8 protein-coding genes and 1 riboswitch are annotated in these 12,738 nt (G+C 56.5%); of the genes, 1 reads left to right on the top strand and 7 read right to left on the bottom strand.

Features of this window, described 5'->3' with window-relative positions:
• Positions 1-46: 46 nt before the first annotated feature.
• The 4 genes from M0651_RS00705 to sdaAB all read right to left on the bottom strand — a co-directional run bounded on the left by M0651_RS00705 (position 47) and on the right by sdaAB (position 3,591).
• Positions 47-1,171 (bottom strand): sensor histidine kinase, encoded by a 1,125-nt coding sequence (locus tag M0651_RS00705; RefSeq protein WP_248549944.1) that lies wholly within the window; start codon positions 1,169-1,171, stop codon positions 47-49.
• Positions 1,168-1,857, bottom strand: coding sequence for a response regulator transcription factor (locus M0651_RS00700; RefSeq protein ID WP_248549943.1), 690 nt, complete (start codon positions 1,855-1,857; stop codon positions 1,168-1,170). Before M0651_RS00700 ends, M0651_RS00705 begins: the two co-directional genes overlap by 4 nt.
• 164 nt (positions 1,858-2,021) lie before the next feature.
• Entirely contained in the window at positions 2,022-2,903 is an 882-nt protein-coding gene (gene sdaAA / locus M0651_RS00695) for an L-serine ammonia-lyase, iron-sulfur-dependent, subunit alpha (RefSeq protein WP_248549942.1), read from the bottom strand.
• A gap of 16 nt (positions 2,904-2,919) precedes the next feature.
• Positions 2,920-3,591, bottom strand: coding sequence for an L-serine ammonia-lyase, iron-sulfur-dependent subunit beta (gene sdaAB, locus M0651_RS00690; RefSeq protein ID WP_248549941.1), 672 nt, complete (start codon positions 3,589-3,591; stop codon positions 2,920-2,922).
• A gap of 180 nt (positions 3,592-3,771) precedes the next feature.
• Positions 3,772-3,898: riboswitch (glycine riboswitch) on the bottom strand.
• 435 nt (positions 3,899-4,333) lie between these two features.
• Here sdaAB and M0651_RS00685 point away from each other — a divergent pair.
• Positions 4,334-9,790 carry a S8 family serine peptidase gene (locus M0651_RS00685; RefSeq protein ID WP_248549940.1) on the top strand — a complete coding sequence of 1,819 codons (5,457 nt, stop codon included), beginning with the start codon at positions 4,334-4,336 and terminating at the stop codon, positions 9,788-9,790.
• Positions 9,791-10,020: 230 nt separating this feature from the next.
• On the opposite strand, the gene M0651_RS00680 is transcribed toward M0651_RS00685, so the two are convergent.
• The 3 genes from M0651_RS00680 to M0651_RS00670 are packed head-to-tail and all read right to left on the bottom strand — an operon-like array spanning position 10,021 to position 12,616.
• Positions 10,021-11,004, bottom strand: a complete 984-nt coding sequence (locus M0651_RS00680) for an ABC transporter ATP-binding protein (protein WP_248550287.1) — start codon at positions 11,002-11,004, stop codon at positions 10,021-10,023.
• Positions 11,005-11,021: 17 nt separating this feature from the next.
• Positions 11,022-11,831, bottom strand: coding sequence for an ABC transporter permease (locus tag M0651_RS00675; RefSeq protein ID WP_248549939.1), 810 nt, complete (start codon positions 11,829-11,831; stop codon positions 11,022-11,024).
• Positions 11,828-12,616 (bottom strand): ABC transporter permease, encoded by a 789-nt coding sequence (locus M0651_RS00670; RefSeq protein ID WP_248549938.1) that lies wholly within the window; start codon positions 12,614-12,616, stop codon positions 11,828-11,830. The genes M0651_RS00675 and M0651_RS00670 overlap by 4 nt, the downstream gene beginning before the upstream one ends.
• Positions 12,617-12,738 lie beyond the last annotated feature (122 nt).

Raw genomic sequence — 12,738 nt, 5'->3', positions numbered from 1 at the left:
CAGATGTCCGAAAAATAACAGGTTCGACATATTCAATCACCTTTCCTTACATGCAGGGCAGAAATAAAGAGAATACCGAACCTTCGCCAAGCTTGGACGACAGCTTGATGTACCCGCCCTGAGCAACAAGGATCTCTCGGGCTAGATACAAACCGATTCCGACGCCTTCCTGTGTGGCCGCTTGCTTACTGCGATAGAAGCGCTTGAAGATGTCGTTCCATTCCTGCTCCGCAATCCCCATGCCCTGATCCGCGACATCGATGCGGACAAACATTTCGCCCGCCACCACTGAGATATGCATATCGCTCCCAGCCATGCTGTATTTAACCGCATTTTCCAGTAAGTTAAACAACGCTTCCGCCGTCCATTTCGGATCATGCCGTGCCGAGATCACCGGGTCACAATCTATTGCAATTGGGATGCCTTTACGCTCCGCGGCAGCATAAACTTGAGAGACCGCTTGCGTAATCGTAGGAATCAGCGGCGATACCACGGATTGCAGAGTGATCATCCCCGCCTCGAGCCGGGACATTTTGACCAAGGACCCGATCAGCCAATCCAGCTTGGCGGCCTGCGTCTTGATCTGAGCCGCATACTGGCGGGCCTCTTCGCCCAAATCCGGGATTTCCTCCAGCAGTTCCCCGTATAGCATAATGCCGGATAGCGGCGTTTTCGTTTGGTGTGAAATATCGGAGAGAAGCGTCTGAAGATGTCCCCGATCCGCTTCAACTTGCCCTTCGCGCGCCCGGGCCAGCTCGACATAACGAATCACCTTGTTCTCGAGCGCCGAAAGCTCCGTCTCTTCATAGCCGGTAAGCCGCTGCCGGCCGGCGATCGCGGCATCTACGACCTCATAAGCCGCACGGATGGCGTTTGCGGACCTGGCCCGCAACGTCATAGCGAAAGAACCAGCTACGAGGAGCAACGCCGCCGCGAAAACGATGGGGATCCAAATCGGCGGGGTAAACACTTCCCCCGCCCATACCCAGGAAGCCAGCGGATAGCCCAACACGAGCAGGACAAACAGAGCTCCGTAGGCTGCGTAAAGCCAATCGAAGGCAAGCCCGCTGCGATGTATTGAAGAAGCATGTTCCTCCGCTCGCTGAATGCTGCGATATCCCATGAGCGGGGGAACTCCGTTCTCCCCGCTGGATTCTCCGCCCGTGGTCATGACTGCACCCCCGCGTCGGCCCACAGGTACCCCAAGCCGTATACCGTCTTGATATATTGGGGCGCAGCGGGATCCTCTTCGATTTTGGCCCGCAATCGCTTGATCGTGACGGTCAGCGCGTTTTCATCCACAAATTCGGATTCTTGCCCCCAAACCAGGTAGATCAACTGCTCCCGGGTCAGGACTTGTCCGCGATGGTTCACCAGTGCTTTTAGCAGCTTTTGCTCCGTCACACTCAGCGGGATGGCCGCGCCTTCCTTTCGGTAATCCATCCTGCCAAAGTCGAACGTGAGAGAACCGAGGTTCACTTTATCCTCCCGGCTGAGGTCGCAGCGCCGGAGCACCGCCATCACCCGAGACCGCAGCACCATCAGGCTGAACGGTTTCGTGATGTAGTCGTCTCCGCCCATCTCGAAGCCCATCACGATATCGGACTCCATATCGTTCGCCGTCAGGAAGATGACCGGCACCCGAGAAACTTCCCGGAGCTTGGCGCAGAAGTCCAGGCCGCTTCCGTCCGGCAGTCTGACGTCGAGCAGCACCAGATCGATCCCGCCTGCCGCAAACCTTTCTTCCGCCCCCGCCAGATCATAGGCCTGCTCCACGGCGATTCCTTCCCGCGCTAGTGTCAATGCGATCCCTTTGTTTAAGCCCACATCATCTTCCACAATTAGAATGCTCGTCATGATTCCGAACTTCCTTTCCTTCCGGTCATTCCTACAAGCAAATTATACATGAACGTAACATCGAAGAGAGGGGATGATCTATGACATAGATCCAACAGAAAACGCCGCAACCTGATTACAGGCAGCGGCGTTTTTAGAAGAAATACATGCGACTTTTACTTTTCTTACTTTTTCCGACTCCGCAACTCCTTCATAATTTTGCGGCCGGTTGGCGTTTGCGCCAACCCGCCCTGCGCGGTTTCGCGGTGACGGCTAGGCATTGCCGAGCCGACCTCCAGCATGACGTCGATGACTTCGTCCGATGGGATGGCGCTACGTACGCCGGCTAGCGCCATATCCGCGGCGGCCAGTGCGTTCACCGCGCCGAAGCCGTTGCGCACGATGCAGGGAATCTCCACCAGGCCGCCGACGGGATCGCAGATCAAGCCCAGCGTGTTCTTGAGCGCGAGGCCAACGGCGTGCACCGCCTGCTCCGGCGTCCCGCCGCGCAGCTCGACCATCGCCCCGGCCGCCATCCCGATCGCCGAACCAATTTCGGCTTGACAGCCGCCTTCCGCGCCGGAAATAAACGAGTTGTTGGCGATCACGTAGCCGATGGCCCCGGCACTGAATAACCCGCGCACAAGATGCTCATCCTCCCAGCCAAAGCGTTCCTGGGAGCTGACGAACACGCCCGGGATGATCCCGCAGGAGCCTGCCGTTGGCGTGGCGACGATCCGCCCCATCGAGGCGTTCACCTCCGACACCGCCAGTGCGTAAGCCATGGCCTGGCATGCGATGTCGCCGACGGATGCTTCCCCGCCACCGCGGTAGGCCTCAACTCTCTTGGCATCGCCGCCGGTCAGGCCGCTGGTGGAGACGATGTCCTCCGTCAGCCCCTTGTGTACCGCCGATTTCATAATTTGATAGTATTCGTTCATGGCGGCCAGAATCTCCGCCTCCGATTGCCCGCTCTCCGCCGCCTGATCCTGAATCATGATCCCGGAAATCGTCTGGGATTCCCGCCCGCATAACTCGACCAGCTCCCGCAAATTTTTAAATCGCATCGCGCCTGCTCCTTTCTTATCTCGTCAAATCGATATAGGCCACTTGGCTGACATGCTCCAAGAAGCTGATCGCCTCCATTAATTCCGGCGGGATGGAAGAGTCAGCTTCCACGACGGTCAACGCCTCGCCGGTGCGCCCCTTCCGATCGGTTATGATGTAGCCGATATTGACGTATTCCCGGCTGAACAAGGCGGTAATGCCCGCCAGAACCCCTTGCCGATCGGTATGGGATACAACGAGGGTCGGCAGCTCGCCCGAGCATTTCACCTCAAACCCGTCAATACTGCGAATGACGATCGTCCCGCCGCCGATGGAAGCTCCCGTCACTTCCGTATGCCGGCCGTCTGCGCCGGTTAATTTGATTTTCACCGTATTCGGATGAGCCCCAGGTTGGACCCCCGTGGAGAAGGTCACCTTGATCCCCTGCTCTGCGGCGTCCTGAAGCGAATGACGAATTCGCTCATCGTCCGTGAGGTAGTCGAGGATGCCGCCGACCACAGCCAAATCGGTGCCGTGACCGCTGTACGTTTCAGCAAAGGAGCCGTAGAAGCAAATCGCCGCTTGGGCTGGCAAATCCCCGAGCAGTTGACGAGCAAATCGTCCAATCCGCACGGCCCCGGCCGTATGCGAACTGGAAGGCCCGATCATCGCTGGTCCGATGATGGAGAATACATTTTTGAATCGCATGGATCATCTCTCCCTTATTTACAATCCGGATTACCCGCCAGCCTATCACAAAAAAGAGACAGGGCAAAAAGGCTGCTGCCTTTCGCTCTGTCCCCGTTACCTGAAAGTTTAATGTCCCCGGAAGACCATTTATCCGGCTCCATGTACCTCTTGGGTGGCTGTTCGCTCTCTCCAGAGTGGCGTCCGATCATGGTCCTTGTACCTGAGAGATTCGGCTGCCGGTTTGCAGAATCGGCCCTTTGCTCCTTCGGTGCCGCTCCTTGGCTCCCCTTCCGGTTCACCCTGCGGACTCTCCCATCATCCTCATTCGCCTGTATGAATTTGTACTAATGTAAAACGAAGTTAGCAAGATGTCAAGATAACTTACATAACATTCCGGTTTTCGTCAATCTATTCTAGTCATATTTTCCTATTTTTATGTGAAAATATGTATATTTTTCATATATGACCACTTGTACCCTTAAATTTACAGATATATACTGTCTCTAACAACTCCAGATTTTACCTTATTTTATGAATTGTTGAAAATAAGGTGCACTCCGCGTCAACTTTCCTTCACATCTAGACGACCTGCGTCAACTATTACCCGCTCGCTCCACACCTACGATTTCAAACTCACATCCACCATGGCTTTCTCGCATTGGCTTTACGACTTCGATTTAGGAGGTGATGAACAAAGGGACATTTGCTCGGTTCGAAGGATGCAGTTGGACTTTATAACCTAATAAAGGGAGTGAAGAAGTTGATAAGTCTCAAGAGATTTCGCAAATCTTTCTCGCTTGGCCTGTCGATCCTTCTAGCGTTGACCCTCGTTCCTGTCGCCTCTGCCGATAGCAGTGGTGTGTCAGGAAAAAGCAGCCTGAAGTCGATCTCGCCCCACGTGGCCGAAGCCAAAATCGACGCCAAATTGCAGACTCAATTTAAGCAGGACAACTTCGTCACCTACCTAGTCAAACTCAAAGAACAAGCCGATACGACCTCGGTCGCCAAGCTGGCTCTCCAAAAAGCGAAGCTGGAGAAAGCTACTCCTTCCGCCGCCAAGCTGTCCGCCCGGACTTCCGTTGTCAGCGCACTTCGCGAGACGGCCTCCCGCACCCAATTCGAGCTGGAGGACTACTTGCGGAAAGCCCAGGATTCCGGAGACGTAAAGGACTACCAAAGCTACTTTATCGTAAATGCCATGGCGGTGACAAGTACAAAAGAGGTACTGGAGCAAATCGCTCTTTTTCCTGAAGTGGAAAAGATTCTTCCCAATGAAGAACGTCATCTGCAAAAGGTTGACATCCATAAAGAACCGGTAACGCCTTCGGTTGAGGCGCCAACCGTAAACCCGGCCGACGGAAAGACGTCTCCGTTGGACGGTGCAGGTAAAAATCCGTCGGACGTTACACCAAGCAGCGTCGAATGGAATATTGCCCAAGTGAATGCCCCTGAGGTTTGGAATATGGGCATCGACGGGACAGGCATCGTTGTCGCCAACCTCGATACCGGCGTCGAGTTGAACCACCCGGCCTTAAGAAGCAAATGGCGCGGATTCGATGCCTCGGGCAATATTGTTGATCCCGAGCTCAGCTGGTACGATCCGCATAGCCATGCTACGCTGCCAACGGATGGCCACGGCCACGGTACGCACACCATGGGGACGATGGTTGGCTCGGAGCCGGACGGCTCAAACCAGATCGGCGTCGCACCTGGGGCCAAATGGATCGCCGTACGTATCTTTAACCCGTCCACCACGGATGCGATCATCCTGGATGGCGGTCAATGGCTGCTCGCCCCGGAGGATTCTGAAGGAAATCTCCATCCAGAGCTGGCTCCCGATGTGGTTAACAACTCATGGGGCGGGGGACCTGGCATCGACGAATGGTTCCGCCCGATCGTGCAGGCTTGGAGAAGCGCCCAGATCTTCCCCGAGTTCTCGGCGGGCAACGTCGATGAATTCAACCCCGGCGGTCCCGGTTCTGTAGCCGCACCGGCCAATTATCCCGAAGCGTTCGCAACCGGCGCCACGGATATCAACGGAAACTTGGCGGATTTCTCTTTGCGGGGACCCTCGCCTTACGATGAAATCAAGCCGGAGGTTTCTGCGCCAGGCGTGAACATCCGCTCCTCCGTTCCCGGCGGAATCTATGAGGGCGGCTGGGATGGCACCTCGATGGCGGGTCCGCATACGACAGCGATTGCCGCATTGCTGCTTCAGGCGAACCACTCCCTCACGGTGGATCAACTGGAGGATATCCTGACCAGCACGGCCACGCCGCGTACGGACGGCGAGTATGCGGCGGTACCTAATAACGGATACGGTTACGGTATCGTGAATGCGCTGGACGCCGTTGGCTCCGTCCTCGAGGGGGTTGGCACCGTCTCCGGGCGCGTGGTAACGGCCGGGGAAGACTTGGACGAACCGGTCCTGGAGCATACGCCGCCTACTTTAGTATATGAAGGCTTTGATGTGACGTTATCCGCTCATGTGAGCGACGAGGTGGCCGTCACGTCGGTCGAGTTTTATGCCAAAGAAGCAGGAACCAGCCATTATTTATATCTTCCGGCAAAACGGATCTCCGGAAACGAGAAGGACGGGGTATATGAAACCACCGTACCCGCCTTCCTGATCGGGACAGCTGGGCTTGAATATTACATCCGGGTGAACGACTTCGGCAACAACGGGTTTGACAGCAAGCCGTATGCCGTAACGGTGTCGGCCGGCATCGAACCCGGTTATTCGCAGGACTTTGAGACGGACGTTACCGGATTCATGTCTGGCGGAACCGGGAATACCTGGGCTTGGGGGACCCCAACCAGCGGACCGGGCAGCGCCTATTCCGGCGAGAAGGTGTACGCCAGCAATCTGTCCGGCAGCTACGCCTCCGGCGCGAACTCCTATCTGCTAATGCCGCCGATCGATTTAACGGATAGCCCGCAGGGGGCGTTGCTTTCTTTTAAACAATGGTATGACCTGGAAGCTGGCCGCGATTTCGGCACATTGTACATCGCTTCCTTGGACACCGATTACACTTTCGTCCCGCTGGCGGAATTCACCGGCACAAGCGGCGGCTGGAAGACGCAATACCTGGACCTGCGCGATTATGCCGGCGAGCAGATTTACTTGCAGTTTGGGCTGAGCACTGATAGCTCCGTTCAGAAAGCCGGATGGTACCTGGACAACCTTTCTCTGCAGGCACCTGACACCTCGGCACCTGAAGCACCCGTCGATCTGACCGGCTCCGTTAACTTCGCCGGCAGTGCCGAACTGTCCTGGTCTCCATCTCCCGATGAAGACGTGAAGCTGTACACCGTCTACCGCTCGACCACATCGGGATTCGGTTATGAGGCCCTCGGTACAACCATGCAAACGGAATTTACCGATACGACGACCGAGACTGATCAAACCTACTATTACGTGGTTGCCGCTACGGATTACAGCGACAATGAAAGCGCCAAGTCCAACGAGCTGGAGCTGACGGTCGTGCGTCCGGCGACGGTATTCAGCGACAACTTCGACGGCAGCAGCGATAACGGCTGGACACATAGCGGAACGCGGGACGAATGGGAACGCGGCACGCCTGTGGAACCCGGACCAGCTGCAGCCGTATCCGTACCAAACGTATGGGGAACCGATCTCGACAATAGCTATGAGAATGGAGCAAATGCTTCCCTCGTCTCCCCGACGATCGATTTGGGCAACGTCAATAATGCCACGCTGCTGTTTGATCAGTGGTTCGAAATCGAAACCAATTATGATAACGGCTACGTGGAGATCAGCTCCGACGGCGGGAATACGTGGAACGAGCTGGGCAAATTCTCGCATAACACCAGCGGCAAGCAGTGGAGCGCGGTTTACTACAACCTTGATGCTTACGCTGGAGAACAAGTGAAGGTGCGATTCCGATTAACAACGGACGGCAGCGTCGTGAAATCCGGTTGGTACATCGACAACGTTCAGGTCCTAAGCGCGTCTACGCCGGGATCTCTGGTAACGCAAAATGTGCTTGGCGAAGCAGGAATGAAAGCGGACAAAGCCGTGAAATCCGGGCCTGCCTACAAGCTGCTCCGTACGAGCAAGACCGAATACGAGCAGCTCGTGAAGCAAGCGAAGCCTGCCGGAGACATCGGCATCAGCAGTCTGCCGGCCAGCGCAACCGTGACCGTGCTGGAAACCGGGCGCTCGGTGAAAACCGATCCCGCCACCGGGCGGTACAGCTTGAATCACGTCGCCGGGGATTACACGCTGAAAGCGGAAGCCTATGGATTTTATCCGCAAACCGCAAATGTTACTATTGCCGATCAGACGAACGCCAAGGTGAACTTCAACCTGCAGCCGATTCCGAAGGGGACGCTCAGCGGGACGATCACCGATGAACGCACCGGAACGCCGATTGAAGGTGCAACGGTGATGGTGCTTGAAGATGCAACGATTGCCCCTCAATCGACCGAAGCTGACGGCAGCTTCTCGTTCGAGGTGCTGGAAGGCACCTATACGCTGTCGGTTAGAGCGGCCGATTATTACGGGAATACGCTAACCGTTACGGTACCGCCGAACAGTACAGCTGACGGCTCGTTGGCGCTCAAGCCGTTCGTGGGCTTGCCGGGCGAAATCGCCTACGATGATGGTACGGCGGAGAATGCCTGGGCCTTCAACGCGGCGAACAACGCCTGGGCTGTACGCATGACGCCGGAAGCCGGCGCAGTGCAAGTCACTGGCGCGTCGATCCGATTCTGGAATACCGAATGGCCGGTTCCGGGCGGTACCGCCTTCCAGTACGCCGTATACGATGCATCCGGCCCTGACGGGGCGCCCGGGCGGCAATTAGCCGGTCCGTTTGACGGCACCGCGCTGCGGAACGACCAATGGACCGTGCTCGAGCTGCCGGAACCGGTTACCGTCGAAGGCGACTTCTACATCGTGTACATTCAAACCTTAGCCGGAACGAGCGCTCCGGGGGTAGCCACCGATGAGACCAGCCCGAACGCCCACCGCAGCTGGAATCGGATCAGCGGAACGTGGGGCTTGACAGACGAAGAAGAAGGCAACTACATGATTCGCGCCATCGTGCGTTATCCGGTGAACGCGCCGGCCATTACGTCGCCGACGGACGGTGCTTACACGAATCAATCCACCTTCACCGTCACTGGAACCTCGCCAGCCAACAACGCCGACGTTAAAGTATATAACGGCACCGAGCTCGCGGGTGAAGCCACGGTTGAAAACGGGCAGTTCAGCCTGCCGATTGAGCTGCATGACGGAGCCAACGCCTTGTCTGCAGAAGTGATCGTGAACGGAAAAACAACCGACCGTTCGCAGCCGGTTACGGTTACGCTGGATACCGCAGCTCCGGAACTCGATGTCGTTTCCCCCGTGGATGGCTTCCGCACCAATTCGGAAGTGCTGAATGTAACGGGTTCGGCACTCGATGAGTTCATGAGCAAGCTGACGGTCAACGGTCAGGAGGTTCCGCTGGAAGGCGGCGGCGCGTTTGCGTACCGCATGCTGATCAATTCCGGCGAGAATCTGATCACCGTTACCGCGTCTGACCTCGCGGGGAACGAAACAACGGTCACTCGGACCGTATACGTGGATACGGAGCTGCCGGAGGTCGCTAATCTGTCGCCGGCAGAGGACGTGCATTTGACGGCAGGAGAAGCGTTGTCGGTATCCTTTGACAGCGTTCCGGGACTAACGGCTTCGTTCCGCATCGAATTACCGCTGTCGTTATCCGGCGGTACGGGCAACGGGATCCCGATCACGGAAACCACACCGGGTCATTATGAAGGAACGTATACGACACCCGCATCGCTGGTACTGGAAGGCGGCCTAATCGTGGTCACGATTCGGGACGCAGCGGGGAACATCGGGGACTTCCAGGCACCGGGCCGCTTGTTCGTCAGCGCGCCGGGCGAAGATCCGGGTGAGGATCCCGGAGAGGATCCGGGAAACACGCCGAACGCCCTCCCGGTTGCGGTGATCGATGCCGTGGAGCGTGCGGCCAAGAATAAGCAAATCGACTTTGACGGTTCTGCCTCTTCGGATGCCGACGGCCGCATCGTCCGCTATAGCTGGATGTTCAGCGACGGCGGCACCGAGCTCGGCCCCAAAGTCAAACACCGCTTCTCCGCCGCCGGCGGGCACACCGTCACCTTGACGGTGACCGATGACGACGGCGCGGTGAGCAGCGTGGTTCACAAAATCGTGATCCGGTAAATTTCGGACTCGATCCAAAAACAGATCAGCCCCAAGCGGTTGTTGCCGCTTGGGGCTGATTCTTTTTTAACTAAGAAGGTGCAATGACCTGCTCCCATACTTGTTTCAGTTTTTCTGATAATTCCGAATCCTCTTGTTGTGCCGCCGAGAAAAGGTATTCCTGATCAACATTCCAGATAAGTTACCTATAAAATAGCCTATCGCGCATCAAAAAAACAACCACACCACCGTTAGGAAGCCGAAAAGCTGCGGATCACCTCTTCAAACGCCGGCTCCGCCATATCGACGTCATCGATGTCGCCCCATTCGCTAAGCGCCCGGATGATCTCCATTGTCCCGATCTCATGGCGGTTCGCCTCGACAACCACCGTGTCGTCTTCAATGCCTGTCACCCGATACGGCAACCTCTCCACCTCGGTTTCCTCAGGAACCCGGAAGGGACCGCGGAACTTAACGCGAATCTCTGTCGGCAAACCGATTTGTTCCCGCAGCGTGGGAATTGTGCCGTCGTAGGTCAACTGACCTTGATCGATGACCATTACACGGCTGCAGAGCTGCTCAATATCGTCCATGTCGTGGGTCGTGAGCAGGATCGTTTTGCCGAAATCCCGGTTAAGCTGGCTCAAAAACTGCCGGATATTCCGCTTCGCATGCACATCGAGACCAATCGTTGGCTCGTCCAGGAACAACAGGTCCGGGTCATGCAGCATCGCCGCCGCGATGTCGGCCCGCATCCGTTGACCCAGGGACAGTTTGCGGACCGGGGTTAACCAGAATTCGCGCAGGTCCAGCAGCTCAGCGAATTGATCTAATCGCTGCGTCTTCTCGGCTCCGCTGACGCCGTACATCTCCGCCAGGATATCGTAGGAGTCCTTCACTGGTAAATCCCACCAAAGCTGACTGCGCTGCCCGAATACCACGCCAAGCTGACGCACTGCCTGCCGCCGGTCCCGGTGCGGATTAACACCGCCAACCCGCACCTCGCCAGAGGTCGGGTGGAGGATGCCGGTGAGCATTTTGATCGTCGTCGATTTGCCGGCTCCGTTCGGCCCGATGTATCCGACGAACTCCCCCCGCTCGACCTGAAAGCTAATGTCGCGCACGGCCTCCTTCAACCGGTATTCTCGCGAAAATAACGTACGAAGTCCGGAAAACCTCCCCTCTCGTACCACAGGCGTTTTGAAATCCTTCGTTAAGTTGTGGGCTTCGATCATCATCGTCTCGTTCCTCCTTAGCTTCCCGTACTCTGGTATTTGGTAATGCCATACCGCCAAAACCGCAGGCTCGCGAATATGCAGATGACAGCAACCCCCGCCGTTACGGCGAGCACCCACGGTCCCACCTCACCGCGCAACAGATACAGCGACGGCATGTAATTGACAAATCCAACCGGGATGGCGAACAGCAGCAGCGAAGACATCCACTTTGGATACAAGGTCAGTGGATATTGCGCTGCGGTGCGGGCCGCATCTTCCGTGATGTTCTGGAGCTCGACGATCCGGGTTGTCCAGAAACCCAACGTTGCGGTGGCCAATCCGATCGAGAACAGAATGACCGCCCCCGTCAGGATGATGAACAACGTCGCGATTACGGCAGTCCAGCCGACTTGTCCGGTGCGCATCATCGATCCCAGCGCCCAGCTCAGGATGAACCCGCCCTGCAGCAGCTCGGCGGGCATAAGCCGGAACTTCTGCGGCATCAGCGCCAACAGCACCGGCATCGGCCGGGTCAGCAACTGGTCGAGTTCGCCGCCGACAAGGTATTTTTCCAGATGGTGTACTTCGTCGGCAAACGTTCGGTAGATCGTCTTCGATAACGTCATCACCGCAAACAGATACCCAATCTCGTGCACCGACCACCCCCGGATCGCACCAAACCGATCCAATACGATCGCCACCATCAGAAATTCGGAGATTTGAACCAGTGCAGCCAGCAAGGTACCCACCACAAAGTTAAATTTGTATTGCATCCGGCTGCGAATCGTCGTGCGCACGAGCAGCCCGTAGAGTCTTAGCCAGGAGCGCAATTTTGCCAAGTTCATCCCCCTTGCACCTCCACCTTTCGCCGCATCATCCGGGTTGCGAGGAGGCATAGCAACGTCATTAGGGCGCACCAAAATACCGTCCCCCCTAATGCGAAGACGTCTCCATTTCCGAGATATAGGGTTGTCGGCACATACAGCAAATAAGGGTATGGCGTGAACCACGCGAAAGATTCGAGCCAACCGGGTAGCCACTCGAGCGGGATAAAAAAGCCGGCGAGCAAATTGACCAACGCATGATGACCCCAATACAGCCAGGAAGACTCGGTAGTCCATAACGCACTGACCCCGATGAGATAGTTGATACAAATGGATAAGTAGGAGGCTCCAAGCAAGCCGGCGGCGGTGAACAGAACGGCGGCTCCATCTCCCGGAACCGGTAGGGAGAAGACGAAAAAATACAGGAGATAAATCGGAATGGATTTGTACACGAGCTGGTAGGCGATTTGCCCCCATTCCTTGGACATCATGTGGGTGAACAGGTGAATGGGCCGCATCAGATCCAGGGCGATTTGCCCGGTCCTGACGGATTGCGGAATACCCAGTCCGTTCGTGATGAAGCTGGTGACCCAGAGGGCGGATTGCGTGAAGGCGATGTAAGCGACCATGCCTTGCGTTCCGTAGGTACCCAGCGAGTGGTCCCGGCCAAGCCCAATCCAGATGCACGCGTACATGAAGCCGAACATGGCGCTTGCGATATTATGCACCAGGTGGGCTCCGCGGTACTGCACATTGCGGGCGTAGGCTTTGGAAGCCAAGGTGAAATAAAGCCCAGGGTTAAACATTTGACACCTCCGATAAGCATGTTTAGAGCGAATCGTGTCGCTCTCCCGGACGGATATCCCGTCCACTTCAGTCAAGGCGAATATAGGAAAGAAGGTCACTAGCATACCGCAATTACTCGGGT

This window comes from Paenibacillus mellifer, assembly GCF_023195895.1.
Classification (GTDB): Bacteria; Bacillota; Bacilli; order Paenibacillales; family Paenibacillaceae; genus Fontibacillus; species Fontibacillus mellifer.
This window is presented reverse-complemented; position numbering and strand designations above follow the sequence as displayed.